Genomic DNA, 26,661 nt, shown 5'->3' with positions numbered 1-26,661 from the left:
GCGGCATCCGGGTTGCACAGGGCGTCCATCCGGCCCAGGCTGCGCGCCGGACGCCGACTCCCTTCCTACGTTGATCGTATGACGATCGGATTCTCTGACCGATTCCCTCGCCGGGCGGCGGTGTCGACCTGCGCCCTCTGTGTGGCGGGCCTGCTGGCGCTGACGTCCGGTACGGCCGCCGCCGGCACCGGGGCGCTGGACCCGGCCCCGCCCCCGAGGGCGGTGGTGCCCGGGCCGTCCCTGCTCTACCACTCCGGCACCCAGGTACGGCCGCACCCCGGGGCGCCGGAGGTCCCGGACGTCTCCGCGCTCTCCTGGCTGGTCGCCGACGCGGACAGCGGCCAGGTGCTCGCGGCGAACGAGGCGCATCGCGAGCTGCCGCCGGCCAGCACGCTGAAGACCCTGTTCGCGCTCACCGTGCTGCCGGTCCTGCCGGCCGGTCTGGAGCACCGGGTGACGCCCGCGGAGCTGGCGGACGTCGGCGAGGGCAGCAGCCTGGTCGGCGTCGAGGAGGGCCACACCTACCGGGTGGCCGATCTGTGGCGCGGGGTCTTCCTCAGCTCCGGAAACGACGCCGTGCACGTCCTGGCCGCGCTCAACGGGGGCTGGCAGCGCACCGTCACCCGGATGCAGGCCAAGGCGCGCGCCCTGGGCGCTCTCGACACGCATGTCGAGTCCCCCGACGGCTACGACGCGCCGGGGCAGGTCTCCTCGGCGTTCGACCTGGCGGTGTTCGGCCGGACCGGGCTGCGCAACCGCGAATTCGCCCGCTACTGCTCCACCGCCGCGGCCCGCTTCCCGGCCGGCGACGGCTGGTCGTTCGGCATCGAGAACACCAACCGGCTGCTCACCGGCCTGGACGGTGTGCCGCGCTATCCCGGCCTGATCGGGATCAAGAACGGCTACACCACCAACGCCGGCAACACCCTGGTCGCCGCCGCCCGGCGGGGCGGGCGCACCCTCGTCGTGACGGTGATGAACCCCCAGGACGGCGGCGTGTACGACGAGGCCCGTCAGCTGCTCGACTGGGGGTTCGAGGCGGCCGGACGGGTCGACCCGGTGGGCTCGCTGGACGCCCTGCGGGCCAAACCGCGCCCCCAGCCGGGGCCGAGCACCGTGCCGATGGCGGCGGCCACCGCGCCGGAGGACGACTCCGGCTGGTCCGACACCGCCATGGCCGCGGGCTTCGCGGTACTCGGCGTGGGCGCCGTGACCCTCGCGATGCGGCTCAGGGGCGACCGCTCCGCGCGGGACTGACCGGTCGGCAGGCCCAGCAGCAGCCCCAGGGTGATCCAGGTGTAGAGGTTGCTGCCGAGGAACCCGTCGATCCCCGAAGCGTCGTCGAACCACAGCCACACCACGCTGGTGCACATCACCGCGTAGAGGGCGCCCGCGATCCGCGGGTACCCCGCGCGGGCCAGCAGCGCGAACGCGGGCAGCGCCCACACCAGGTGGTGCACCCAGGTGATCGGGCTGACCAGGCAGGCGGCGAGCCCGGTGAGCGCGAAGGCGGCCGTCCAGTCCCCGGCCGCCACCGCCTTGCGGGTCCGCCACGCCCACACGGCCAGGGTGAGCAGCACGACCGTCGCCCACAGCGGCTTGTCCGGATGGCCGAGCCGGGCCAGTACGCCCTGCAGCGACTGGTTCGACACGTAGTCGAGCCGGCCGACCCGGCTGGTGTCCCAGAGCGCCTGCGTCCAGTAGAAACGGGACGCCTTCGGGTCGGCCCAGGCGGCGAGCCCGGTGGCGGCGAGCGCCACGGCCGTGGCGACACCGGCCGCACGCCACCTGCGGCCGAGCAGCAGCATGCCGATGAACAGCGCGGGCGTGAGCTTGATCGCGGCGGCGAGCCCGATGCCGACCCCGGCCCAGCGACCCCGCCCACTGCGCAGCAGACAGCAGTCCGCGAGCACCAGGGCGAGCAGGATCAGGTTCACCTGGCCGAAGCTGAAGGTGTCCCGCAGCGGCTCGAACAGCGCCAGCGCGCACAGGGCCAGCGCCCAGCGGTACCAGCCCCAGCGCCGCCAGCCAGGCCCGGCCAGGATGCGCAGCACGAAGGCCAGCGCGGCCAGGTTGACCAGCAGCGAAACCGCGATGGCCAGATGCAGCCCCACCAGCGCCATGGGCAGCATGCCGACGGCGGCGAACGGCGGATAGGTGAAGCCGTACGTCGTCCCGGGCACCCGGTAGTCGTAGATCCGCCCGCCGTGGTGCACCCAGGTGTGCACGGTGCCGTAGTAGACGCGCAGGTCGAACCAGTCGCGCAGCAGCGGCACGGTGGCCGTGAACACGGTCACGGCGGCGACGAGGACCAGGACGAGCAGCAGTCTCCCCCGGTCGGTAAGCGGTCCTCTCATGCCGTACGTCCCACGGCCGGGGCCTGCGCGGCCTGGTGGGCCTGCCACAGCACGACCACGCCCAGCACCCCGCCGGAGACGGCGAGGACCAGCTGGCCGATGTCGGCGGGGCCGCCGCTGGGCAGCACGGCGAGCGCGAGCACGCCGGTGACGGCGGCCACCCGGTGCCGTACCGAGGTGCTGGGCGCCGCTGCCGCTATCAGGAACAGGCCCCAGATCGCGTACCAGGGCCGGATCGCCGGTCCGAAGGCGGCGACCGCGGCCAGGCTCAGGCCGAGGGCGTAGACCGGGCGGGGCCGCAGCCGGACCCATATCAGCAGCACGGTCACCGCGGTGAGCGCGAGCCCGAGCAGATGCCAGGCCGGCACGGCCAGCGGCGCCAGATCGCTGCCGAGGTGTTCCAGGAGCGCGCCGGTGGCCCGGCCGAGCAGGCTGCTGAGTGCCCAGTTGTGCGCGGAGACGGGCGTGTCGAGCGCCCTTATCCACCCGTATCCGGTCCCGGCGACGGTGGTCGCGACCACCGTCGTGGCGCCGGACGCGGCCGCCGTCAGCAGGGCGGCGCCCACCGGACTGCGGCCCTTGCGCGCCTGTACGACGATGATCGCGAGCAGCCCCAGTGCGGCCGGTGCCTTCACCAGTGCCGCCAGCGTGACGAGCACGGCTCCGAGGAGCGGCCAGCGGCCGAGCGCCGCGACCAGGCCGAGGCCCAGCAGACCGAGCATGATCGCGTCGTTGTGGGCGCCCGCGACCAGGTGCAGCAGCACCAGGGGGTTGAGGGCGCCGAGCCAGAGCGCGGCGGCCGGGTCGGCGCCGCTGTGCCGGGCGAGCCTGGGCAGCGCGGCCGCCATCAGGCCGACGCCGAGCAGGGCGACCAGCCGCATCCCGAAGAGCCCGGCCGGGAGTTCGCCCCGGGTCAGGCCGGACAGCAGCGAGGCCACGCCCATGAAAGCGGGGCCGTACGGTGCGGCGGTGTTCTGCCAGACCGGGGCGACCTCGTCTGCCAGCGGGCCGCCGAGCTGCGCGGGTCCCGCCGTGTAGACGTCCATGTGCGCGTCGACCATCGCACCCTGCGCGAGGTAGCTGTACACGTCCCGGCTGAACAGCGGGGGCGCGAGCAGCAGCGGGGCCGCCCAGACGGCGAGGACCAGCAACAGCTGGCGGGGGGTGGGCGGTTCGCCACCGCGCACGAGGCGGCCCAGCAGCAGCCATGCCGCGATGAGCAGCACGACTCCGAAGTAGACCCCGACCAGGCCGAACGCCGCCTGCACCGAGCTGGGCGCGAGCAGGTCCTCCACGGGGAGGGCGCCTGCGGTCTCACCTCCCAGGGCGAGGAACGCGGTACCGGCCAGGCCTAGTACCTGGCAGCGGCGAAGATCGACGGGAAAAGCCATGGCCAACACTGGCTCAGCGTGTCAATTGCGGGTGGCCAGAAAGCGACGGGGCGTTTTCTTGGGAGCGGCCTGCTTGTTACCTGTGAGTGGTGCGTCGCCGGGTGCGGGTCCGTCGTGGCAGTTCGCGCCCGCGCGGCGGAACCGCGCATCGATACCGCCCCGCGCCCCTGAAGGGGGCGCCACAGTCCCGGCCTAGAAGACCGACAGGCCCGTCAAAGTGGTGAATCTGTCCAGCGCCGCCACTCCCGCCACCGAGTTGCCCCGCTCGTCCAGGCCCGGGCTCCACACGCACAGCGCACAACGACCCGGCACCACGGCGATGATGCCACCCCCTACCCCGCTCTTCCCCGGCAGCCCCACCCGGTACGCGAAGTCGCCCGCCGCGTCGTACGTGCCGCAGGTGAGCATCACCGCGTTGACCTGCTTCGCCTGGCTGCGGGTGAGCAGACGGCTGCCGTCGGCCCGGATGCCGTGGCGGGCCAGGAACGTGGTCGCCAGGGCGAGGTCGGCACAGGACGCGGCGACGGAGCACTGGCGGAAGTACTGGTCGAGGAGGACCGGGATCTCGTTGTCGATGTTGCCGTAGGAGGCCATGAAGTGGGCCAGGGCGGCGTTGCGGTCTCCGTGCTGGGACTCGGAGGCGGCCACCCCCCGGTCGAAGTCCAGGGCGGCATTGCCGCTCTCGGCCCGCAGAAAGGCGAGGAGTTCGCCGGCCGCGTCTCCGGTACGGGTCTGGAGGCGGTCGGTGACGACGAGGGCGCCCGCGTTGATGAAGGGGTTGCGCGGGATGCCGTTCTCGTACTCCAGCTGGACCAGGGAGTTGAAAGGGTTGCCGGAGGGTTCGCGGCCGACGTGCTCCCAGAGTTCGTCGCCCTCACGGCCCAGGTCGAGGGCGAGGGTGAAGACCTTGGTGATGGACTGCGTGGAGAACGGCTGCCGCCAGTCGCCTACGCCGTAGACCGTGCCGTCCAGCTCGGCCACGGCCATGCCGAAGCTGCGCGGGTCGCAGGCGGCGAGCGCCGGTATGTAGTCGGCGGGCCGCCCGCGGCCGGGCGTCCGCTCGATCTCCTCCGCGATCCGCTCCAGGACCGGCAGAAAGGCCGGGGACGACGTCACTGTCATGATCACTATTGTGCCTCCGTGCCGGTCCTGGCGCGTACTCGCAGGTCAGACGAGGGGCGAACCGCTGCCGGCGACGACCTCGGGACGCAGCAGGTCGGCGAGTCGCTCGGCCGGCAACAGTCCCTTCTCCAGGACGAGTTCCGCTACGCCCCGGCCGGTGACGAGGGCCTCCTTGGCGATGTCGGTGGCCGCCGTGTACCCGATGTACGGGTTGAGGGCGGTGACCAGGCCGATGGAGTTCTCGACCGTCGCCCGCAGCACCTCGGTGTTGGCCGTGATGCCGTCGACGCAGCGCTCGGCCAGCGTCAGGCAGGCGTTCCGCAGATGCGTGATGCTCTCCGACAGGGAGTGCAGGATGATCGGCTCGAACGCGTTGAGCTGGAGCTGCCCGGCCTCGGCGGCCATGGTGATGGCGACGTCGTTGCCGATGACCTCGAAGGCGACCTGGTTGACGACCTCGGGGATGACCGGGTTGACCTTGCCGGGCATGATCGACGAGCCGGCCTGCACGGGCGGCAGGTTGATCTCTCCCAGCCCCGCGCGCGGCCCGGAGGACAGCAGCCGCAGGTCGTTGCAGCTCTTGCTGAGCTTGACCGCGATCCGCTTCAGCACGCCGGACATCTGCACGAACGCACCGCAGTCCTGGGTGGCCTCCACCAGGTTGGCGGCGGTGACCAGGGGCAGCCCGGTGATCCCGGCGAGGTGCCGGCGGGCCGACTCGGCGTATCCGGCGGGTGCGTTGAGGCCGGTGCCGATGGCGGTGGCACCCAGGTTGATCTCATGGATCAACTCGACGGCCTCGTCAAGACGGGAGCGATCCTCGTCAATCATGACGGCAAAGGTGGAGAACTCCTGACCGAGCGTCATGGGAACCGCGTCCTGCAACTGTGTACGGCCCATCTTGAGCACGTCACGGAACTCGACGGCCTTACGGCCGAAGGCGTCCTGGAGTACAGCCATCGCCTTGAGCAGTCCGCGCACCGCGAAGACCGTCGCTATCTTGACGGCGGTCGGGTAGACGTCGTTGGTCGACTGACCGAGGTTGACGTCCTCGTTGGGGTGCAGGTACTGGTACTGACCCTTCCCGTGCCCCATCAACTCCAGCGCCCGGTTGGCGACGACCTCGTTGGCGTTCATGTTCGTCGAGGTCCCGGCACCGCCCTGGATGACATCCACGACGAACTGGTCGTGCAGCTTGCCGTCCCGGATCTCCCGGCAGGCGGCGACGATGGCGGCCGCCTTCGCGGGCGCCAGCAGCCCCAGCTCCTCGTTGGCGAGGGCCGCGGCCTCCTTGACGGCGGCCAGGGCGTCGATCAGGTGCGGGTAGGCGGAGATCGGCGTCCCGGTGATGGGGAAGTTCTCCGTGGCACGCAGTGTGTGCACACCCCAGTAGGCGTCGAGGGGAACATCACGGTCACCGAGCAGATCGTGTTCACTACGAACAGTCATGTCCTCTTCCAAAAGAGTGAGGGTAAGGCGCCCCGTAAGGGGCGCGGGGCTGTATCGATATGCGGCTCCGCCGCGTGGGCGCGACCAGCCACACCCGGCCCGCAGCCGCCGAAGGACAAGTCCACGCAGGCGACTAGGCGCAGGCCGGAACCCCGACAGGCTCCAGCGAGCGAACAGGCCGCACGCACCCGACCTCACGGCCCCCGCCGAGCAACGCCTCGCCCTGGAACTCCGTGAGCAGAGCAGGGTCGACCCCGGCCCGCGCCAACGCCGCCGCCGTCACCGGAATCCGCGCCCGGTTCGCCCCGTCGGCGATCTTCACGGCCACGGCCCGCCCGTCCGGCAGCGCCGCGACCTCGACGCCCTCGAAGCCGTCCTTGGCCAGCAGCCCCGGCACGGCCGCCATCAGCGCGGCCACGTCGCGCCCCGCGCCGGACGCCATCTCGGCGTGCTCCCGCATCGCGTCGGCGACCCGCGCCTCCGGCGTCCCCGGCGCGGCGGTCACGATCCGCGACACCGCCCGGGCCAGCCCGTGCAGGGAGAGGGAGAACAACGGCGCGCCGCAGCCGTCCACGGTGGTCCGCGCGATGCGCTGCCCGGACAGGTCCTCGACGATCTCGGCGATCGCCTGCTGGAGCGGGTGCTCCGGCTCCAGATAGTCCGCGAGGGACCAGTCGTTCAGCTGCGCGGTCCACAGCATCGCCGCGTGCTTGCCCGAGCAGTTCTGGGCGAGCCGGGACGGCTGCCGGCCCTCGCGGATCCAGGTGTCCCGGACCGCGGGGTCGTACGGCAGGTCGGGGACGTTGCGCAGGTCGTCCTCGGTGAGGCCGGCGAGGTCGAGGATCCGCCGGGTGCCGGCGAGGTGGCGTTCCTCCCCGGAGTGGCTGGCGGCGGCCAGCGAGAGCAGCTCGCCGTCGAGCGGCAGCCCGGCCCGCAGCATGGCCACGGCCTGGACGGGCTTGACGGCCGAACGCGGGTAGAACGCGGCCTCGATGTCGCCGAGCTGGAACTGGACCTCGCCGTCGGCGCCGAGGACGACGACGGAGCCGTAGTGGATGCCCTCGACGACCCCGCCGCGTATGAGGTGGGCGACGGGGGCGTGGAGGGGTTCACGGACGACGGGTGCGGCCGCGGGGGAACTGCTGTACATCACTGCCTGGTCTCGGGTGAGTCGGGACGGACCGGTACGCGGTTCACGCGTCGGCTCCGGCGGACGGACGCGCGAGTCGGCCGCGGATGGCGTACCAGCCGGCGACCAGCGCGGCGACGATCAGCGGCAGGCACAGCACGGTGGTGCGTCCGGCGCCGCCGTCGGCGTACATGAGGACCAGGACGGCGGCCAGGAAGGCCAGCGTCACGATCTCGGTCCAGGGGGAGCCCGGCAGTCGGTAGCCGGGGCGGGTGAGTTCGCCCTTCTGGGTCTTCTGCCAGAAGAGCAGGTGACAGAGCATGATCATGCCCCAGGTGGCGAGGATGCCGATCGCCGCGAAGTTGAGGACGATCTCGAACGCGTCGGCGGGGACCACGAAGTTGAGGCCCACACCGAGCACACAGATGCCGCTGGTCAGCAGGATTCCGCCGTACGGCACCTGGGTGCGGCTCATCTTCGCGGTGAACCTGGGGGCGGAGCCGTTGACGGCCATGGAGCGCAGGATGCGTCCGGTCGAGTAGAGACCGGAGTTGAGGGAGGACATGGCGGCGGTGAGGACGACGAGGTTCATCACGCCGCCGGCCGCCGGGATGCCGACGTGGGAGAGGACGGTGACGAAGGGGCTCTGGCCCGCCGTGTACTTGTTCCAGGGCAGCAGCATCGACAGCAGGACGACCGAGCCGACGTAGAACAGGCCGACCCGCCACATGATCGAGTTGATCGCCTTGGGCATGATCTTCTCGGGGTTCTCGGTCTCGCCCGCGGCGACGCCGACCAGTTCGACCGACGCGTAGGCGAAGACGACGCCCTGGATGATCAGCAGCATGGGCAGCAGGCCGTTGGGGAAGACGCCGCCGTTGTCGGTGATCAGGGAGGGGCCGGGGGCGGCGCCGTCCACGGGGTGCTGGGTGACCAGCAGGAAGATGCCGATGCACATGAAGATCACCAGCGCGCTGACCTTGACGATCGCGAACCAGAACTCCAGTTCGCCGAAGATCTTGACCGAGATGAGATTGACGGTCAGCACGACAGCGAGGGCGATCAATGCGATCAACCATTGCGGGATGTCGGAGAACATCCCCCAGTAGTGCGTGTAGGTGGCCACCGCGGTGATGTCGGCGATGCCGGTGGTCGCCCAGTTCAGGAAGTACATCCAGCCCGCGGTGTACGCGCCCTTCTCGCCCAGGAACTCACGGGCGTACGACACGAAGGCGCCGGAGGACGGGCGGTACAGGACGAGTTCGCCGAGGGCGCGTACGACGAGGAAGGCGAAGATCCCGCAGACCGCGTACGCGACGAAGAGGGAGGGGCCGGCGTCGGCGAGGCGGCCGCCGGCGCCGAGGAAGAGGCCGGTGCCTATGGCGCCGCCGATGGCGATCATGTTGACGTGGCGGTGCTTCAGCGACTTGCTGTAGCCGTGGTCGCCGGCGTCGACGTGACGGGACGAGGGGCGCGTCTCGTCTTTGAGGTGCTGTTCGCTCACGCCTCGGTTCCGCCTTCCGTGTGCTCGTCCGTGCGCGCGGGGCGCACGATGTGGGTGAGGGTCGTCTCGACGCGGTCCAGGTGGTGGCTCATGGCGTCCACGGCGTCGGGTTCGGAACCGTCGATCAGTGCCTCGACGATGGCCCGGTGCTCCCGGTTGGACTGCTCGCGGCGGCCGCCCAGCTCGTTGAGGAAGGCCGACTGACGCGCCAGTGCGTCCCGGATCTCCTCGATGACCCGGCGGAAGACCGGGTTCTGGGCGGCCTCGGCCACGGCGAGGTGGAAGAGGGTGTCCATCGCCACCCACGCGGTGGTGTCCGTCTCCCGCTCCATGCGGTCGAGCAGATGGGCCAGGTGGTCCAGGTTCTCCGGAGTGCGGCGCAGCGCCGCGTACCCGGCGACCGGGATCTCGATGTGCCGGCGCACTTCGAGCAGGTCGCTGGCCGCGTAGTCGCCGAAGGTGGGGTCCTCGACGGCGTTCGCGACCACGAAGGTGCCCTTGCCGGTCTTGGAGACGGTCAGGCCCATCGTCTGCAGGGCCCGCAGGGCCTCGCGCAGGACGGGCCTGCTGACCTCCAGGGTGCGGCACAGCTCCGCCTCGGAGGGGAGCTTGTCGCCCACGGGGTACTCGCCGCGCTCGATGGCGCCGCGCAGATGCGCCAGGACCGCCTCCATGGCACTCACACGCCGCGGAGGCTGTCCGGCTGTCCGGCTGTCTGACAGGTTCACGAGTGAGATGTTCCGGGTTGCGGGACTGGACTGTCAAGGTTTCCGGAAAGGAAACATTCACGGGGTGCGACACCTGAATGGACAGGCGTCACACCCCGTGGCGGAGCGATGACAGGGTCAGGCGCTGATCGTGTCGGTGGCGAGCAGCCCGAAGAGGGTCAGGCCGATGACGATCCGGTAGATCACGAACGCGTTGAAGGAGTGCTTGGCGACGAACTTCAGCAGCCAGGCGATGGAGGCGTAGGCGACCACGAAGGAGACGACCGTGCCGACGACCAGCGGCGCGGCGCCGACGCCCGCGCCGAGGGCGTCCTTGAGCTCGTAGAGGCCGGCGCCGGTCAGGGCCGGGATACCGAGGAAGAAGGAGAGGCGGGTGGCGGCGACCCGGTCGAGGTCCCGGATGAGCGCGGTGGACATGGTGGCGCCGGAGCGGGAGAAGCCGGGGAAGAGCAGGGCGAGGATCTGGGAGGAGCCGACCCACATCGCGTCCGCGAAGGAGGTGTCGTCCTCGCCGCGCTTGTGGCGGCCCATCTGGTCGGCCGCCCACATCACAGCGGAGCCGAGGATCAGCGAGCCGGCCACCACCCAGAGCGAGGCGAGCGGGCCGTCGATCAGCGGCTTGGCGGCGAGGCCCACCAGGACGATCGGGATGGTCGCGGCGATCACCCACCAGGCGAACTTGTAGTCGTGGTGGTAGCGCTCCTCCTTGTTGACCAGCCCCCGGCCCCAGGCGGAGACGATCCGCCGGATGTCCTTGAAGAAGTACACCAGCACGGCGGCGATGGCGCCGACCTGGATGACGGCCGAGAACCCGACGACGGACTGGTCGTCGACGGGGATGTTCATGAGCCCCTCGGTGATCTTGAGGTGGCCGGTGGAAGACACCGGGAGGAACTCGGTCACCCCCTCGACAACCCCGAGGATGGCGGCCTGACCGACGGAGATGGCGCTCATGGGATCCAGTTCTGCAGAGTTTGGTCGACAGTGCTGTAGACAGTCTTACAACGCGCGGGTGTGAGGCAAGTCCTAGGCCCACACCGCCTGGGCGATCGCCACTCCGGCGAAGGCCGCCCCGAGCCCCGCCGCCACGCTCGCGACGACGTTGGCCGCAGCGTAGAGCCCGGCACCGGTCTCGGTCAGCCGCAGGGTCTCGTAGGAGAACGTCGAGTACGTCGTCAGCGCCCCGCACAGCCCGGTGCCCAGCAGCAACTGGAGGTGGGGGCTCGCCGCCCCCGCCGAGGCCGCGCCGGTCAGCAGTCCGAGGATCAGGCAGCCGACGACGTTCACCACGAACGTACCCCAGGGAAAGACGGAGTCGTGCCCGGCCTGCACGGCGCGGTCGGTGAGGTAGCGCAGCGGAGCACCGACGACGGCGCCGGCGACGACCAGCAGCCAGTTCACAACGACTTCTTACCCTTCGCGTCCGTTTTGTTGGATTCCGCGTCCCGGCCCACGTACCGGACGACCTCGCAGTCGTCCAGGGTGACGAGGCCCTCGGTCACCTCCGTGCAGAGGGGCGTGCGGGTGAGGACACGGCGGGTCGCGGTGGCCGCGCACCACACCGCGGCGAGGGCCGCGCACAGGGTCGCGGCGAGGTAGGCCAGGCCCGTGACGGGCCGGCCGTGGTCGATCAGTTTCTGGATGTCGACGGCATAGGTGGAGAAGGTGGTGAAGCCGCCGAGGACACCGGTGCCGAAGAAGGGGCGGACGAGGCGATGGGCGGGCAGTCCTTCGGTGATCAGGATCAGGAACGCGCCGATCACCGCGCAGCCGACGACGTTCGTCCAGAAGGTCGCCCAGGGGAATCCGCCCGCTGCCGTGGGCAGCGCCAGGGCGAGTGCGTAGCGGGTCACCGCCCCGATCGCGCCGCCGGCGGCGACCACCGCGACGACCGGTGCCTGAGCACGCCATTCCGGCCGCCGCCCGGGGCTCGGCTGGACACGGAGGCTCTCGGCTTCCGGGGCTGTCATGGGTCGTAGGTCTCCTGTTCGGCACCGCCCCGACGAGTGCCCCAGGGTACCGCCGGGTCTACCCGGCGGTCACTTCGCGGTGGGGGCCGCGCAGACCGCGACGCCCGGCTCCCAGACGCTGCCGAGGACCAGGTGGCGGCCGGTCACACAGACGCTGGTGGCCATGCGGAAGCCGGATCGGTGGCGGGCGAGGTGGTGGACGACTCTGCCCTGGTCGTCGAGGGCCGTCACGGCGATGGTGCCGGCCGGGCGGTAGGGGGCGTGTACGGCGGCTCGCGCGGCTGCCCGGCGGACGGCGGGCGGGGTCCGGTGGAAGAGGTCGAGCGGCGGATTGCGCGGGCCGGCCAGGGCCACCCAGGTCAGCTCGCCGTCCCGCCACATGTTGTCTGGCATGCCGGGGAGCTCGGCGAAGAACTCGGCGCGGCCGGCCCGCGGGCCGGTGAGCCAGTAGCGGGTGAGACGGTACGCGCCGGTCTCGGCGACGATCAGGAAGGTGCCGTCGCCGCTCACGGCCAGCCCGTTGGCGAACTGGAGCCCGTCGCAGGCCACTTCGGCGCTGCGGGCGCCCGGCGCGAGGCGCAGCAGGCGGCCGGTGCCGCTGTGCTCGACGATGTCACCGATCCACCGGTCCAGCGGGAAGCGGCGGCTGGAGGTGGTGAAGTACACGGTGCCGTCGGGCAGGGCGACCACATTGCTGGCGAACCGCAGCGGCTCTCCCTCGACCGAGTCGGCGAGGACGCGGACGGCGCCGTCGGCGAGGCCGACGCGCAGCAGGCCGCGCTCCGCGTCGCAGACCAGCAGGTCGCCGTCCGGGAGGAGTTCGAGGCCCAGGGGGCGGCCGCCGGTCCGGGCCAGCTCGCGGACCCGGGCGGTGTCCGGGTCGCCGAGCCCGTCCAGGCGCAGGATGCGGCCGTCCTCGACGCCGGTGAGGACCCCGCCGTCCGGGTCCGTCACCACGTCCTCCGGGCCGCGGCCGCCGATGGCGACGTAGTGGAGCGGGACGAGGCGCGCGGGTCGGTCCATGAACCCCATGGTGACAGGCGTGACCGTTCTCACCATCCCTTCTCGAACATCCGGGCCACCTCGGCGATCCGGATCTCGTCACGCCGGTAGTAGGTGCGGTGCCGGATACGCCGGGTGCGCAGCAGCCCGAGCCGGGTCAGCATGCCCAGATGGGTGCCGGCGACCTTGCGGGAGACGCCGAGTTTGACCGCGACGGCCCGGACGGTGACGCCGTTCTCGGTGAGGTCCACGTGACGCTGGGGCGGGAAGTGGGCCGCCGGATCCTTGAGCCAGTCCAGAATGTCCAGGCGGCTCACGCTCTGGGAGTTCCTCAGCATCCGACCGGCCTCCGTCCGTCCCCTGCCTCCTCGTAGTTCGTTTTTCCCACTGTTCCGCAGCCGAAGCCCCCACGTCAGGGACTCGATGACCGTTGTCCGAGACCGAACGGCCGTACGCAATCGGCCGAAGGGGGCCTTGCCCTCGCGACCTGCCCCGGACGGCGGAGGGTCCCGGCCGTCCCCTAACGGCCGGGACCCTCGTCAGTGGTGGTTCAGCGGTGACTGAACCACGCCATGGAGGAGAGCGCCTTGTCGTCGTAGCCGAACAGGGCCTGGTTCTCCCAGCCGTTTCCGGAGCCGGCGTCGGTCGGGTCCCAGCCGTTGCCGGTGACGGCGGTCCAGGTCGCCTCCCAGTAGAAGACACCGAGGCCACGGCCGTTCGGGACGGCCTCGACGATGTTCGCGACGGCGTTCATCCAGGCCAGCTGGCCGGCCGCGGTGGCCGGGTAGCCGGTGACCAGTTCGCCGCTGGTGTCGATCTGGTTCTCCAGCGAGTCGTCCTGGGCGAGGGTGAACGGGTAGGCGGTCTCGGCGATGTAGACAGGCTTGCCGTAGCGGGAGGCCGCGTCGTCGAGGGTGGTCTGGGCGGCGGCGAGCGAGCCGTGCCAGTAGCCGTAGTACGACAGCCCGATCACGTCGTAGTTGATGCCGTAGGTCTTGGCGTTGTCGAACCACCAGCGGACCGTGGCGTCGTCGCCCGCGTTGGCCAGGTGCAGGGCGACCAGCGTGCCGGAGGAGACCGCCTTGGCCGCGCTGTAGCCGGAGTTGATGAGGCCGGCGAGCTGGGACCAGTTGTCGGTGGAGCCCTCGGACCAGAGCATGCCACCGTTGATCTCGTTGCCGACCTGGACCATGTCGGCGGTGGTGCCCTGCGCCTTCAGCGCGTTGAGGACGTCGTACGTGTGGTTGTAGACGTCGGTCTTGAGCTGGCTGTAGGAGTGGCCGGACCAGGCGGCGGGCTTGGTCTGCTTGCCCGGGTCGGCCCAGCTGTCCGAGTAGTGGAAGTCGACCAGCAGTTTCATGCCGGCCGCCTTGACGCGCTTGGCCATGGCCAGGACGTGCGCCTTGTCGTTGTAGCCGTCGGCCGGGTTGACCCAGACCTTCAGGCGCGCGTAGTTCATCCCGGCGCTCTTGAGGATGGTGACCGCGTCCCCGGTGGTGCCGGAGCTGGTCTTGTAGACCCCGCCCTTGGCCTCGCTCTTGGCGAGGGACGAGATGTCGGCGCCCTTGATGGCCAGGCCCGTCGAGCCGGAGGCGAAGGTCAGGTCGTCGACGTTGATCCAGTTGCCCGCGTTGGCATCGGAGTTGATGCTGATGGTGCACTGGTTGCCGGTGACCGCGATCGAGGTGACGATCCGCACCCAGCTGCTGGTGGAGACCGGCAGGTCGGTCCGCTGCTCCGAACTGCCACAGTTCTTCAGGGATATGTAGGCGGAGTTCTGCCCGCCGCTGGAGCGGACCCAGGCGGTGAGGGTGTACGTGCCGTTGGTGAGGCCGGAGAGGTACTGGTACGTCTCCACCTTGTAGGCGGCGGCCGAGTAGTGGCTCAGGCGGTAACTGCCGCTGTGGCCGCCGGACTCGGTGTAGGAAGCGCCCGTGGAGCCGTACTCCGACCAGCCGGCGGGTGCGGCCACACCGGCACCGTCCGACTCGAAGCCGCCGTTGGTGAGGCTGCTCGCGGCCTGGGCGGTCTGTGCGGGAAGGGCGGTGAGGGCGAGCCCGGCCAGCAGCGGCAGCAGCAGGGCTCTGATGGTGCGTCTGGGATGGAACATCATCGTCCGTCGTCCCTTCGACGTGACTGGGGAGGGGTGTCCTCCGGCGGGGCCGGAGGAGCCCCTCCGCCCACGGCTCTCGTGGCACTCGCGGGCGGAGGGGAGTCTCGGCGGACCGGGTGCGGCGGCCCGGTCCGCGGCCGGGCTCAGCCGTCGAGCCGTACGACCCGGACGGCGCCCGCGGGGACCGCCAGGCGGCCCGCGGCGCGTTCGCCCGTCAGCAGCTCGGTGCCGTGTGCCTCCAGCGGCACCTTGGCGTCGGTGGCAGTGTGGTTGATGGCGAACAGGAAGGTGCCGTGGTCGCCGGTGCGGCGGACCACCTCGACATCACGGGGCAGGTCGGCGCGGGGCGCGATCCGGGCGTCCTCGGCGGCCCGGCCGAGCAGGGCGTCCAGGCCGTGCGCGTCCAGGCGGGTCGACACGTACCAGGCGGTGCCCTCGCCCAGCCGGTGCCGGGTGACGGCCGGGTGGCCGGCGGTGAGGCCGTCGCCGTAGGTCCAGACGGTCTCGGCGGCGCCCGGGACGACGAACTCGGTCCACACGTCGCCGGTCAGCTCGGAGCCGTCGGGGCCGGTGAGGCGCACCCGCTGTCCCTGGAGGAGGGGCGAGAACTCCTCGATGGTGAGACCGAGGGCGTCGCGCAGTGGGCCCGGGTAGGCGCCCTCGTGCACGGCGTCGTGTTCGTCGACGATCCCGGAGAAGTACGAGACGACCAGGGTGCCGCCGTTCTCGACGTACTCCTTGAGGTTGTTCCCGGCCGCCTCCGTCATCAGGTAGAGGGCCGGTACGACGACAAGAGGATAGGCCGACAAGTCGCTTTCCGGGTGGGCGAAGTCGACCGTGAGGTGGCGGTCGTAGAGGGCCTCGTAGAAGGCGTCGGCACGCTCGCGCGGGTCGTGGTCCTCGCTGGGGCGCCACTGGAGGTTCTGCGCCCACCAGGACTGCCAGTCCCACAGGACGGCCGCGTCGGCCTCGGTGCGGGCGCCCTGGATCTGGGCCAACGAGTCGAGGGAGGCGCCCAGTTCGACGACCTCGCGCCACACCCGGGTCCCGGTGCCGCCGTGCGGGAGCATCGCGGAGTGGAACTTCTCGGCACCGCGCCGGGACTGCCGCCACTGGAAGAACATCGCGCCGTCGGAGCCGCGGGCCACATGGGCCAGGGAGTTGCGGGCCATCTGGCCGGGCGCCTTGGCCGGATTGCGCGGCTGCCAGTTGACACCCGAGGTGGAGTGCTCGAGCAGCAGCCAGGGCGCGCCGCCGGCGACGGAGCGGGTGAGGTCGGCGGCCATCGCGAGGTTGACGTGGGTGCGGCGGCCGTCGGTGATCAGGTAGTGGTCGTTGGTGACCAGGTCGACCTCGCGGCCCCAGGCCCAGTAGTCCATGGAGTCGCACTGGCTGAGGGCGGTCATGAAGTTGGTGGTCACCGGGACGCCGGGCGACAGGCGGTGCAGGATGTCCCGCTCCGCACGGAAGTTCTCGCGGATGGTGGCGTCGGTGAACCGCTTGTAGTCGAGGGCCTGGCCCGGGTTGCCGACGGTCGGGGTGGCGCGCGGCGGGTTGATCTGCGCCAGGTCGGTGTAGTGCTGGCCCCAGAAGGCCGTGCCCCAGGCCTCGTTCACCGCGTCGACCGTGCCGTGGGTGTCGGCGAGCCAGCGCCGGAAGTGGGCGGCGCAGGAGTCGCAGTAGCAGGCCGAGACGGGCACGCCGTACTCGTTGTGGACGTGCCACATCGCCAGGGCCGGGTGGTCGCCGTAGCGCTCGGCGAGGCGGCTGGTGATGTTCGCCGCCGCCGCGCGGTAGTCGGCGTTGCTGTGGCAGATGGCGCCGCGTGAGCCGAACTCGTAGCGCACGCCCTCCGCGGTCACCGGCAGGGCCTCGGGGTGGGCCCGGTAGAGCCAGGCGGGCGGCACCACCGTGGGGGTGCCCAGGTCGACGCGGATGCCGTTCTCGTGCAGCAGGCCGAGGACCCGGTCGAGCCAGCCGAAGTCGTACTCCCCCGGCGCCGGCTCCAGCAGGGCCCAGGAGAAGATCCCGACGCTCACCATCGTGACCCCGGCCTCGCGCATCAGCCGGACGTCCTCCTGCCAGACGCTTTCCGGCCACTGCTCGGGGTTGTAGTCCCCGCCGAAGGCGAGCCCGGTGAGGCCCCTGGGGGTGGTGTCCGGCATGGATCTCTCCCGTTTAATCGATCATTTGGGAACGTGCACACACATCGATCGCGGCACGAGCCCAACATAACCGCACAGCAACAACCATTGACAAGTGTCCGGGATGTTTCTCTACTGTGAACGCTCACAGAGCATGACACGGACTCGCGACGGGCGATGTTCGGGTCTGTGCTGTCCGGAAAGCTCACGCATCTGCATGGCAAGGTCCCCGCGTCCGGTGGGGGCCCAGGTCAGGGGAGAGATCCATGCCGCACACGAAGCGCCGCCGCCTCGTGACAACCGCCGTCGCCGTCTCGCTCGGCGCCACCGCCCTCGCCGCCTGCGGCTCGTCCGACGACGACAGCAAGGCCGACTCCGGTCCGGTCTCGCTGACGTACTGGGCCTGGGCGCCCGGTATGGACAAGGTCGTCGACCTGTGGAACAAGGGCGAGGGCAAGAAGGAGCAGATCACCGTCACGGTGAAGAAGCAGGCGTCCGGCGACACGCTGGTCACCAAGATCCTCACCGCGCACAAGGCGAAGAACGGGCCCGACCTGGTGCAGGCCGAGTACCAGGCGCTGCCGACGCTGGTCAGCAACGACGCCGTCGCCGACATATCGAAGAGCGTCGGTGACGCCAAGTCCAAGTTCGCGGACGGTGTCTGGCAGCAGGTCACACTGGGGACGGACGCGGTGTACGCGGTGCCGCAGGACATCGGCCCGATGATGTTCTACTACCGCGCGGACCTCTTCAAGAAGTACGGCCTGACCGTCCCCACCACCTGGGACGAGTTCGCCAAGACCGCCCGCGCGCTGAAGAAGAAGGCGCCGGGCACCGACCTGACCACGTTCTCCGCCAACGACTCCGGCCTGTTCGCGGGCCTCGCCCAGCAGGCCGGCGCCAAGTGGTGGACCACCTCCGGCGACAAGTGGAAGGTCGCCATCAACGACGCGGCCACCCAGAAGGTGGCCAAGTTCTGGGGCGGCCTGGTCAAGGAGGGCGCCATCGACAACCAGCCGATGTACACCCCGGCCTGGAACAAGGCGCTGAACACCGGCAAGCAGATCGCCTGGGTCTCCGCGGTGTGGGCGCCGGGCACGCTCACCACGGCCGCTCCGGACACCAAGGGCAAGTGGGCGATGGCCCCGCTCCCCCAGTGGTCCGCGTCCGAGGACGTCACCGGCAGCTGGGGCGGCTCCTCCACCGCCGTCACCACCGACTCCAAGCACCAGGAGGCCGCCGCCAAGTTCGCCGCCTGGCTGAACACCGACGGCGACGCGCTCAACGCACTGGCCAAGGAGAGCGGCATCTACCCGGCGTCCACCTCGGCCCAGCTCAGCGGCGCCTTCACCAACCCGCCGGAGTACTTCTCCAACCAGGCCGACTTCTACACCGAGGCCGCCAAGATCGCCAAGACCACAGCGCCCTCCGCGTGGGGCCCGAACGTGAACGTCGCCTACACGTCGTTCAACGACGCGTTCGGCGCCGCCGCCAAGAACAAGTCGGACTTCGGGGCCGCCCTGGACACCATGCAGGAGGCCACGGTCGCCGACATGAAGAAGCAGGGCTTCGAGGTCTCTCAGTGACCAGCCCCACCGGCCGGAAGGCGTACGGGGTCAAGGGGGCCCCGTACGCCTTCCTTCTCCCCGCAACGATCCTCTTCGCGCTGTTCTTCGCGCTGCCCATCGGATACGCGGTCTGGCTCAGCTTCCGCAAGGTGCACGTCTCCGGCCTCGGCCTGGGGGCGGGCGCCCGCAGCGAGGTGTGGGCGGGACTGGGGAACTACCGGGACGCCCTCACCGACAACGAGTTCTGGGCCGGCGCGCTGCGCGTCGTCGGCTACGGCTGCATCGTCGTCCCGGTGATGCTGGGCCTCGCCCTGCTGTTCGCCCTGATGCTCGACACCGAGCGGGTCCGGCTTGCCCCCTTCACCCGGCTCGCGATCTTCCTGCCGTACGCCATCCCCGGCGTGGTGGCCGCGCTGCTCTGGGGCTTCCTGTACCTGCCGGACGTCAGCCCCTTCTACTACGTGCTCGAAAAGCTCCACCTGCCGCAGCCGAACCTGCTGGACGGCGGGCCGCTCTACCTGGCCCTGTCCAACATCGCGGTCTGGGGCGGCACCGGCTTCAACATGATCGTCATCTACACCTCGCTCAGGTCCATCCCGGCCGAGGTCCACGAGGCGGCCAAGCTGGACGGCGCCACCCCGTGGCAGACCGCCCTGAAGATCAAGATCCCGATGGTGGCGCCCTCGCTCGTGCTGACCTTCTTCTTCTCGATCATCGCGACGCTCCAGGTCTTCAACGAGCCGACCACCCTCAAGCCCCTCACCAACTCGGTCAACACGACCTGGAGTCCGCTGATGAAGGTGTACGAGGACGCCTTCCGCAAGGGCGACATCTACTCGGCGGCGGCCGAGGCGACCCTGATCGCCCTCGCCACGCTGGTGCTGTCCTTCGGGTTCCTGCGGGCCGCGAACCGCCGCAACAAGCAGGAGGCAGCCCAGTGAGTTCTCTTGCCGTCCGCAAGGCCGCCCCGGCCGCGGGTACGACTCCGGGTACCGCCCAGGGTCCGCCGCGGCGCCGCCGTATCGCCCTGATCCCGACGCTCACGCTCCTCCTCGGCGCGATCTACACGCTCCTCCCGGTGGCCTGGGTGGTGATCGCGTCCACCAAGTCCGGCAGCGAGCTGTTCTCCACCTTCACCTTCCTGCCCGGCACCGGCTTCCTGGACAACCTCAAGGACCTCGGCGCCTACCGCGAGGGCATCTACTGGAACTGGATGGGCAACTCCGCCCTGTACGCCGGTCTGGGCGCCCTGCTGTCGACCTGTGTGTCCGCCTTCAGCGGCTACGCGCTCGCCACCTACCGCTTCCCGGGCCGCGAGTCGATCTTCAACGTGCTGCTGACCGGCGTGCTGATGCCCCCGGTCATCCTGGCCATCCCGCAGTACCTGCTGCTGGCCAAGGCCGATCTCACGGACTCCTACTGGTCCGTGCTGCTGCCGCAGATCCTCTCCCCGTACGGCGTCTACCTCTCGCGGATCTACGCGGCCGCGGCCGTGCCGGCCGACGTGGTCGAGGCCGGACGGATGGACGGGGCCGGCGAGTGGCGGATCTTCACCCGGATCGCGATGCCGATGATGATCCCCGGCATGGTCACGGTGTTCCTGTTCCAGTTCGTGGCCGTCTGGAACAACTTCCTGCTGCCGTACATCATGCTGAGCGACGACGAGAAGTTCCCGCTCACGCTCGGCCTTTACACGCTCCTGGAGCAGGGCGCCAACACCCCGGCGCTGTACACCCTGGTGATCACCGGGGCGTTCCTGGCCGTGCTGCCGCTGATCGCGCTGTTCCTGGTCATTCAGCGGTTCTGGAGCCTTGACCTGCTGTCCGGGGCCGTAAAGTCATGACCATGGGCAGTAATGCGGGGGGCCGGCGCAGACCGCCGACGATTCATGACGTGGCGCGCGAGGCGGGCGTCTCACGGGGAACCGTCTCGCGCGTGCTCAACGGCGGGCACTACGTCAGCCCCGCCGCGCAGGAGGCGGTGAACGACGCCATCCGCCGCACCGGGTACGTCGTGAACCGGCACGCCCGTTCACTGATCACCGGACGTTCGGACTCGGTCGGCTTCCTGCTGACGGAGCCCCAGGAGAGGTTCTTCGAGGACCCCAACTTCAACGTGCTGCTGAGCGGTTGCACACAGGCGCTGGCCGGACACGACATCCCGCTGCTGCTGATGCTGGCGGGCACGAAGGACGAACGGCGCCGCATCACGCGGTACATCAGCGCCGGGCACGTCGACGGGGTGCTGCTGGTGTCCAGTCACTCGGGCGACCCGGTCGCCGAGGAGCTGCGGGCGGCGGGCGTGCCGCTGGTCGCCTGCGGCAAGCCCATCGGCCTCGGCTCGAAGGTGAGTTACGTGGCCGCCGACGACCGGGACGGGGCCCGGGACATGGTCCGGCATCTGCTGTCGCTGGGCCGCCGCCGGATCGGCATGATCACCGGTCCGCTGGACACCCCCGGGGGTGTCGAGCGGCTCGCCGGGTACAAGGAGGTCCTCACCGAGGCGGGCGTCGAGATCGACGAGTCGCTGATCGTGTCCGGGGACTACAGCCGGGCCAGCGGCGAGGCCGGTGCCGAGCGACTGCTCGCGCAGGCCCCGGACCTGGACGCCGTGTTCGTGGCCTCCGACCTGATGGCCCAGGGCGTGCTGACGGTGCTGCAACGCGCCGGCAAGCGGGTCCCGGATGACATCGCTGTCGGCGGTTTCGACGACTCCCCGGTGGCGACCACGGTGTCGCCGGCGCTCACCACGATCCGCCAGCCCTGGGACCGGATCAGCACCGAGATGGTCCGCGTCCTGCTCGCCCAGATAGGCGGCGAGGACCCGGCGGCGGTGATCCTGCCGACGGAACTGGTGCGGCGCGAGTCGACGTGAGCCGGGCGCGGTCCGCAGGTCCCAGGGCCTGCCGTCGGGCGTCCGCTGCCGCCGCGTGGGCTTGTCGCGCCCACGCGGCGGCAGCCGCGTGTCAGACGGAGCCCCGCGCCCCTTTGGGTGCTTTCGCCAAAGACCGCGACCGGTCAGGATCGAAGAAGCCGCGGCGGCCTCCCCCGTCCTAGCGTGGGCTCACCGGCCGAAACGCGCCGGTTCCCAGACCCGAGGAGCGAGAAGACCATGACCGCAGGCATCCAGACGATCATCTACCCCGTGAAGGACGCGGCGCGGGCCAAGGCCCTGTTCACCGCCCTGCTGGGCGTCGAGCCGTTCGCCGACGAGCCGTACTACGTCGGGTACAAGGCCGCCGGACAGGACGTCGGCCTGGACCCGAACGGGCATGCCCAGGGGCTGACCGGGCCGACGCCGTTCTGGCACGTCACCGATCTGCGGGAGCGGCTCGCGGCGCTGCTGGCGGCGGGTGCGGAGCTGGTCCAGGACGCCCGGGACGTCGGCAACGGCCGGCTGGTCGCCTCCGTGAAGGACGCCGACGGGAACATGGTGGGGCTGCTCCAGGACCCGGTGGCCTGACCGTCGCACCGCCCCTCTGGTGCGGCCCTCGGAAGACTGCTTGCACCCGCACTAGTTGCACACTCAACGATTGGCCGGATCGGTGCTACGGTGCGGGTATGGCAGTCAAGACGGCCGAGGCCCGGCTGGAGGAACGCTGGCGGGACATCCTGTCGGTGCACGCGCGCACGATGTGCGAGATCGACCGGGTGCTGCACCCGCACGGGCTGGGCGCGAGCGACTTCGAGGTGCTCGACCTGCTGGCCACCGAGTCGCCGGCCGAGGGTGACCACTGCCGGGTGCAGAACCTGGTGGGACGGGTGCATCTCAGCCAGAGCGCGCTGTCCCGGCTGATCGGGCGGCTGGAGAAGGACGGCCTGGTGGAGCGGTCGGTGTGCGTGGAGGACCGGCGGGGCGTGTGGGTCGCGCTCACCGCCAGGGGCCGCGCCCGGCACGCCGAGGCACGGCCGCTGCAGCGGGCCGCGCTGGAACGGATGCTCGAAGGTCCGGCCGCCGGCTAGAGCGCGAACTCGATGCCGTCCGGCAGGACTTCGATGCCCTCCTCGGCCAGCTGGGCTCGGGCCCGCGAGGCCGGGTCGACCAGGGGGTTCGTGTTGTTGAGGTGGGTGTAGATCCGGCGGGTACGGGGATGCCGGGCCAGGGCGGCGAGGCTGCCGTGCCGGCCGGAGACCGGGAGATGGCCCATGGCGGTCTGCCCCGGTCCGGAGCGGACTGTGGAGCCCATCTCGTCGGCGGTGAAGAAGGTGCCGTCCAGCAGGACGCAGTCGGCCTCCGCGCACAGCTCGTCGAGCGCGTCGCTCCAGGCGCCGACGCAGGGCGCGTAGACCAGGACTCCCCCGGTGGCCAGGTCCTCGACGCGGTACGCCGTGACCCAGCGGCCGTCGGCCGCCGCGAGCCCGGCCGGGACGTACTTCGGGGCCTTGGCGCTCACCGGGTGCGCGGTCACGACCAGGCCGCCGGACAGCACGAAGCCGCCGTCGGCCAGGCTGTCGGCCCACTCCCAGGGGGCATAGCGGTCGAGGGCGGCGCGGGCCGGGGCCAGCACCGTCCGCACGGGCGGGGTCGCGTACACCTTCAGGTCCGGTGCCCCGCGCAGCACGCTCAGACCCGTGACGTGGTCGGCCTCGGCGTCGGTGAGCAGCACTCCGCGCACCGGGGTCTCCCGGGGGCCCGGACCCGGCCAGAGCACCGCGGTGGCGGTGAGCTGGGCGCGGATGTCCGGGGAGGCGTTGAGCAGCCACCAGTCCCGGCCGTTGCCGGTCAGAGCGACGCACTCCTGGGTACGGGAGGGCAGCTTGCCGTCCCGGGCGGCGGCGCACAGCGCGCAGGCGCAGTTCCACTGCGGGAATCCGCCATCGGCGGCGGTGCCCAGCAGGACGACCCTCACGACGATCCGCCCCTCTCGGTCTCCCCGACCCCTGCTGGGATCTTCCCTCAGGATGGGCCGCGCTACCCGTCGCCGGGGCGAACTTCCGGCCGTCCTTCGGGGGGCTGCCGGTCCACCGGGCGCATCGGCGGGATCGGTTCCGACGGGAAGTCGCGCCCGCCGGTCCACAGCGCCGGTACGGCGTCGCACCGGCGGCACAGTTCGTAGGCCACGGCCTCGTAGTTGACCCGCCAGCCGTGGAAGTGCGGCCAGGCCTCCCTGGTGCCGCGCTCCGCGCGGAAGCCGGTCTTCTCCAGCATGGTCACGGCCGCCTCGAACTCGCCGTACGTCAGGTCGATCGGGGCGTCCGGGGGCGGGTCGGAGTCGAAGGTCGCCCGTACCGAGGCGGCGATGTCGCGCAGGGCGGTGAACCCGGCGCGCAGCACCAGGCGGGCCTCCGGCGGGGCGGCGCGCGGGGTGAGCGCGAGCTGCAGGGCGGCCGCGTCCATGACGGCGATCAGGCCGACCAGCCAGCTGCGGTAGGGGCGGGGCGAGCGGAACGCCAGCAGCACCGGATAGGTGGCGTGGCTCTCCCCCATGTCCGCGGCCAGCCGCTCCCAGTCCCGGTACAGCTGGGGCAGCGCGACCTCGGTGTCGACCAGCCACTGCCGGGCCAGGATCTCCGGGCCCCAGGCGGGCTCGCCGGCCCGGGACTGCAGGAGGGTGACCTCCAGTTCGCGGCGGTTGTAGGCGGCGTACAGCGTGGGGAGGTAGGAGATCTGCAGGGCGATGAAGACGGGGCCGGTGGCGGCGGCGACGAAGTCGAGCGCGGACAGCCGCAGCCGGGCGCCGCTGGCGAACCCGAGGGTGAACAGGCTGGAGCCGGCCTCCCGGAACGCGGTGCTCCAGGACAGCGGGGAGAACGCGTACAGCAGCAGGCCGAAGCCGAGGAACGCCCCACCGAGCCAGGCGGCGAGCATGCCGACCAGCATCAGCGGGGCGAGCCAGGTCTCTGCCCGGTCGATCGCCAGGTAGCCGCGCTCGCGCGCGACGAGGCAGAGCAGCTTGCGCAGGGTCCACCACAGCCGGTACACCAGCACGGAGTACAGGCCCCGGGGGACCACGAGGGTGCGCAGGATGCTGCGCAGGACCAGGATCAGTACCAGTCCCCCGGCCACCCCGGAGATCCATTCCATGGGGCCATTCTGACCCGCACGGCGACCTCCCGGTGACCGGGACCCGTCGTCAGCCCGTCGGGCGGGCCAGCAGGGTTCGCACGCCCTCCGAGGTCAGCGTCAGCGCGTGCGCCGAGCTGCCGTCGATGGCGAGCGACAGGTTGTCCTCGGGCCACTGCTGGGCGAGTGCGCCCAGCGGCACCAGGCGGTAGCGGGAGACCGTCGGCAGCAGACCGGTCAGCTCTCCCTCCGAGGTGAACACGGGGACGACGGGGTCGCCCTCGGGCCGGTCCAGGACGGGCAGCGCGATCATCGCGGGGTCGGCCGCCTCCGCCGCGTCGTCCGGAACCGGGACCAGCACGTCGCTGTGCGCGAGCGTGTCCAGTGCGTCAGGGTCCTCGGCGTTCACGGCCAGCGTGTCGAGTGCCCGCTGGGCCGGCGTCGGAAGGTCGTCGTGTGCGGGTGTCTCCATGGCAGATCCCCAGATAGTGGTGGTACGGGCCGCAGGGACCGGTGCGTACCGGGCGGCCACGGCACGCGTACCCGATCGGGGCCGGGGCATGCGTCCGAGCTCTTGCCCCGTGCGACCGAAGCGCAGCTCCGGCCGGGTGGCGGCGGGACGGGACGAGGCGGGCAGCGGGCCGGGCCGGGTGGTCAGGCCGGCGGTGCCGGGGTGGTCTCGGCCTGGGTCTCCTGGGCGCGGACCCGGCCGCGGTCCAGCGCCAGGGTGCCGAGGAAGCCGAGCGCGAGGGCGGCCAGGACGCCCAGGTTGGCGTACGCCCAGGCGCCGGATGTGCCGCCGAGACCGAACGGGCCCAGCAGATAGCCCTGCCAGGTGAGCCAGCTCGCGGAGCTGTTGGTGACCAGGCCCCAGCCGAGGGCCGTGGCGGCCAGGGTGAGCAGCAGGGGCGGCAGCGGTACGTCGCCGTAGCGGCCGTCCGGGCGGTAGAGGCCGGCCTCGTCGTAGTCGCGACGGCGCAGGGCGAGGTCGGCGAGCATGATGCCGCACCAGGCGGCGATCGGGACGCCGAGGGTGGTGAGGAACCCCATGAACTGGCCCAGGAAGTCGTCGGCGAAGAAGACGATGTAGACCGAGCCGGCGATCATCAGGACGCCGTCGACCAGGGCGGCCAGGTAGCGCGGCACCCGCAGGCCCGCGGAGAGCAGGGCGAGGCCCGAGGAGTAGATGTCCAGAACCGCGCCGCCGACCAGGCCGAGGACCGCGACGACGGCGAAGGGGACCAGGAACCAGGTGGGCAGGATGGTCGTCAGCGCGCCGATGGGGTCGGCGGCGATCGCCTTGTCCAGGGCGTCAGAGGAGCCCGCGAGCAGCAGGCCGAAGACCAGCAGGAGGAGCGGGGCCAGAGAGCTGCCGAAGGTGGTCCAGCCGATCACGCCCCGGCCCGAGGAACTCCGGGGCAGGTAACGGGAGTAGTCGGCGGCCGCGTTGACCCAGCCGAGTCCGAAGCCGGTCATCATGAAGACCAGTGCGCCGATGAACTCCTGGGCGGAGCCGGACGGGATCGCGCGCACCGTCGTCCAGTGGACGTGGTCGGCCACCAGCCCGACGTAGCCGAGGGTGAGGACGCCGGTCACCACCGTGATCACGGTCTGGAGCCGCATGATCAGGTCGAAGCCCATCACTCCGCCGATCACGGTCAGGGCGCAGACCACGACCAGGGCGACCACCTCGGTGCCGGTGCCGCCGCCCCAGCCCAGCCGGGCGAAGACGGTCGCGGTGGCCATGGTGGCGAGGGCGATGAGGACGGTCTCCCAGCCGACGGTGAGCACCCAGGAGACAGCCGACGGCAGCCGGTTCCCGCGCACGCCGTACGCGGCCCGGCTGAGCACCATCGTGGGTGCCGAGCCGCGTTTCCCGGCGACCGCGACGAAGCCGCAGAGCAGGAAGGAGACGAGGATGCCGAGGACTCCGGCGGCCAGTGCCTGCCAGAAGGAGATGCCGAAGCCGAGCGCGAAGGCGCCGTAGCTCATCCCCAGGACGGAGACGTTCGCACCGAACCAGGGCCAGAACAGGGTGCGCGGGGTGCCCTTGCGGTCGGCGTCGCCGATCACGTCGAGGCCGTGGGTCTCCACCTGGAGCTGCCGGCCGGGTTCCCGTGCGTCCGCCATCGTCGACCCATCCGTCCAGGTGTGTTGGCTGGAGGCTAGGTCTGCCGCCGA

At 71.1% G+C, this 26,661-nt stretch carries 23 protein-coding genes and 2 pseudogenes; 7 read left to right on the top strand and 18 right to left on the bottom strand.

Features of this window, described 5'->3' with window-relative positions; translation table 11 throughout:
- Positions 1 to 78 precede the first annotated feature (78 nt).
- A pseudogene (locus ACZ5K7_RS20595) lies at positions 79 to 972 on the top strand (D-alanyl-D-alanine carboxypeptidase family protein); the annotation flags it as partial.
- 41 nt (positions 973 to 1,013) lie between these two features.
- Here the strand turns inward: ACZ5K7_RS20595 and ACZ5K7_RS20590 are convergent.
- From ACZ5K7_RS20590 to ACZ5K7_RS20525, 14 genes and pseudogenes are all read right to left on the bottom strand, one after another.
- Positions 1,014 to 2,357: a glycosyltransferase family 87 protein gene (locus tag ACZ5K7_RS20590; protein ID WP_468915085.1), complete on the bottom strand. Its 1,344-nt coding sequence runs from the start codon at positions 2,355 to 2,357 to the stop codon at positions 1,014 to 1,016.
- Entirely contained in the window at positions 2,354 to 3,748 is a 1,395-nt protein-coding gene (gene mptB / locus ACZ5K7_RS20585; RefSeq protein ID WP_468915083.1) for a polyprenol phosphomannose-dependent alpha 1,6 mannosyltransferase MptB, read from the bottom strand. Before mptB ends, ACZ5K7_RS20590 begins: the two co-directional genes overlap by 4 nt.
- 192 nt (positions 3,749 to 3,940) lie before the next feature.
- The gene (locus ACZ5K7_RS20580; RefSeq protein WP_351702763.1) at positions 3,941 to 4,870 is read right to left on the bottom strand and encodes a glutaminase; all 930 of its coding nucleotides are present in this window, start codon (positions 4,868 to 4,870) and stop codon (positions 3,941 to 3,943) included.
- Between the two features lie 45 nt (positions 4,871 to 4,915).
- Complete coding sequence (aspA, locus tag ACZ5K7_RS20575) at positions 4,916 to 6,319, bottom strand: aspartate ammonia-lyase (protein WP_468915080.1); 1,404 nt, start codon at positions 6,317 to 6,319, stop codon at positions 4,916 to 4,918.
- 133 nt (positions 6,320 to 6,452) lie between these two features.
- Positions 6,453 to 7,469, bottom strand: a complete 1,017-nt coding sequence (locus tag ACZ5K7_RS20570) for an asparaginase (RefSeq protein ID WP_351702769.1) — start codon at positions 7,467 to 7,469, stop codon at positions 6,453 to 6,455.
- Between the two features lie 43 nt (positions 7,470 to 7,512).
- Positions 7,513 to 8,952: an amino acid permease gene (locus ACZ5K7_RS20565; RefSeq protein WP_468915078.1), complete on the bottom strand. Its 1,440-nt coding sequence runs from the start codon at positions 8,950 to 8,952 to the stop codon at positions 7,513 to 7,515.
- A complete protein-coding gene (locus ACZ5K7_RS20560; protein WP_351703086.1) occupies positions 8,949 to 9,626 on the bottom strand; it encodes a FadR/GntR family transcriptional regulator in 678 nt (225 codons plus the stop codon). The genes ACZ5K7_RS20565 and ACZ5K7_RS20560 overlap by 4 nt, the downstream gene beginning before the upstream one ends.
- Positions 9,627 to 9,797: 171 nt before the next feature.
- Positions 9,798 to 10,634 (bottom strand): undecaprenyl-diphosphate phosphatase, encoded by an 837-nt coding sequence (locus ACZ5K7_RS20555; RefSeq protein ID WP_351702775.1) that lies wholly within the window; start codon positions 10,632 to 10,634, stop codon positions 9,798 to 9,800.
- A 72-nt stretch (positions 10,635 to 10,706) separates the two neighbouring features.
- Positions 10,707 to 11,081 carry a fluoride efflux transporter CrcB gene (gene crcB / locus ACZ5K7_RS20550; RefSeq protein ID WP_351702778.1) on the bottom strand — a complete coding sequence of 125 codons (375 nt, stop codon included), beginning with the start codon at positions 11,079 to 11,081 and terminating at the stop codon, positions 10,707 to 10,709.
- Positions 11,082 to 11,206: 125 nt separating this feature from the next.
- Positions 11,207 to 11,650, bottom strand: a pseudogene (gene crcB / locus ACZ5K7_RS20545) (fluoride efflux transporter CrcB); the annotation flags it as partial.
- Between the two features lie 69 nt (positions 11,651 to 11,719).
- Positions 11,720 to 12,673 (bottom strand): SMP-30/gluconolactonase/LRE family protein, encoded by a 954-nt coding sequence (locus tag ACZ5K7_RS20540; RefSeq protein WP_450972550.1) that lies wholly within the window; start codon positions 12,671 to 12,673, stop codon positions 11,720 to 11,722.
- 29 nt (positions 12,674 to 12,702) lie between these two features.
- On the bottom strand, positions 12,703 to 12,990 hold the full coding sequence (locus ACZ5K7_RS20535; RefSeq protein ID WP_351702784.1) for a winged helix-turn-helix domain-containing protein: 288 nt from the start codon (positions 12,988 to 12,990) through the stop codon (positions 12,703 to 12,705).
- Positions 12,991 to 13,202: 212 nt separating this feature from the next.
- Positions 13,203 to 14,762 (bottom strand): glycosyl hydrolase 53 family protein, encoded by a 1,560-nt coding sequence (locus tag ACZ5K7_RS20530; protein ID WP_468915371.1) that lies wholly within the window; start codon positions 14,760 to 14,762, stop codon positions 13,203 to 13,205.
- A gap of 146 nt (positions 14,763 to 14,908) precedes the next feature.
- Entirely contained in the window at positions 14,909 to 16,930 is a 2,022-nt protein-coding gene (locus ACZ5K7_RS20525) for a beta-galactosidase (protein ID WP_468915075.1), read from the bottom strand.
- A gap of 245 nt (positions 16,931 to 17,175) precedes the next feature.
- Here ACZ5K7_RS20525 and ACZ5K7_RS20520 point away from each other — a divergent pair, with 245 nt between their 5' ends.
- The 6 genes from ACZ5K7_RS20520 (at position 17,176) to ACZ5K7_RS20495 (ending at position 22,439) form a co-directional block, all read left to right on the top strand.
- On the top strand, positions 17,176 to 18,495 hold the full coding sequence (locus ACZ5K7_RS20520; protein ID WP_468915073.1) for an ABC transporter substrate-binding protein: 1,320 nt from the start codon (positions 17,176 to 17,178) through the stop codon (positions 18,493 to 18,495).
- The gene (locus ACZ5K7_RS20515) at positions 18,492 to 19,418 is read left to right on the top strand and encodes a carbohydrate ABC transporter permease (RefSeq protein WP_468915071.1); all 927 of its coding nucleotides are present in this window, start codon (positions 18,492 to 18,494) and stop codon (positions 19,416 to 19,418) included. The genes ACZ5K7_RS20520 and ACZ5K7_RS20515 overlap by 4 nt, the downstream gene beginning before the upstream one ends.
- On the top strand, positions 19,415 to 20,320 hold the full coding sequence (locus ACZ5K7_RS20510; RefSeq protein WP_468915069.1) for a carbohydrate ABC transporter permease: 906 nt from the start codon (positions 19,415 to 19,417) through the stop codon (positions 20,318 to 20,320). The genes ACZ5K7_RS20515 and ACZ5K7_RS20510 overlap by 4 nt, the downstream gene beginning before the upstream one ends.
- Positions 20,317 to 21,351 (top strand): LacI family DNA-binding transcriptional regulator, encoded by a 1,035-nt coding sequence (locus ACZ5K7_RS20505; protein ID WP_351702799.1) that lies wholly within the window; start codon positions 20,317 to 20,319, stop codon positions 21,349 to 21,351. The genes ACZ5K7_RS20510 and ACZ5K7_RS20505 overlap by 4 nt, the downstream gene beginning before the upstream one ends.
- Positions 21,352 to 21,588: 237 nt before the next feature.
- Positions 21,589 to 21,939, top strand: a complete 351-nt coding sequence (locus tag ACZ5K7_RS20500; RefSeq protein ID WP_351702802.1) for a VOC family protein — start codon at positions 21,589 to 21,591, stop codon at positions 21,937 to 21,939.
- A 98-nt stretch (positions 21,940 to 22,037) separates the two neighbouring features.
- Positions 22,038 to 22,439: a MarR family winged helix-turn-helix transcriptional regulator gene (locus ACZ5K7_RS20495; protein ID WP_468915067.1), complete on the top strand. Its 402-nt coding sequence runs from the start codon at positions 22,038 to 22,040 to the stop codon at positions 22,437 to 22,439.
- Here the strand turns inward: ACZ5K7_RS20495 and pqqB are convergent.
- The 4 genes from pqqB to ACZ5K7_RS20475 all read right to left on the bottom strand — a co-directional run bounded on the left by pqqB (position 22,436) and on the right by ACZ5K7_RS20475 (position 26,610).
- The gene (gene pqqB, locus ACZ5K7_RS20490; protein ID WP_468915066.1) at positions 22,436 to 23,326 is read right to left on the bottom strand and encodes a pyrroloquinoline quinone biosynthesis protein PqqB; all 891 of its coding nucleotides are present in this window, start codon (positions 23,324 to 23,326) and stop codon (positions 22,436 to 22,438) included. The genes ACZ5K7_RS20495 and pqqB overlap by 4 nt on opposite strands.
- A gap of 62 nt (positions 23,327 to 23,388) precedes the next feature.
- Positions 23,389 to 24,501: a hypothetical protein gene (locus ACZ5K7_RS20485; RefSeq protein ID WP_450972548.1), complete on the bottom strand. Its 1,113-nt coding sequence runs from the start codon at positions 24,499 to 24,501 to the stop codon at positions 23,389 to 23,391.
- A gap of 49 nt (positions 24,502 to 24,550) precedes the next feature.
- Positions 24,551 to 24,952, bottom strand: coding sequence for an SseB family protein (locus ACZ5K7_RS20480; protein WP_351702814.1), 402 nt, complete (start codon positions 24,950 to 24,952; stop codon positions 24,551 to 24,553).
- Positions 24,953 to 25,134: 182 nt separating this feature from the next.
- Positions 25,135 to 26,610 (bottom strand): purine-cytosine permease family protein, encoded by a 1,476-nt coding sequence (locus ACZ5K7_RS20475; RefSeq protein WP_351702817.1) that lies wholly within the window; start codon positions 26,608 to 26,610, stop codon positions 25,135 to 25,137.
- Positions 26,611 to 26,661: the final 51 nt, after the last annotated feature.

It is taken from the genome of Streptomyces sp. NPDC031497 (assembly GCF_055580905.1).
The sequence above is the reverse complement of the archived record's forward strand: the minus strand, read 5'-3'. Positions and strand labels throughout refer to the sequence as shown.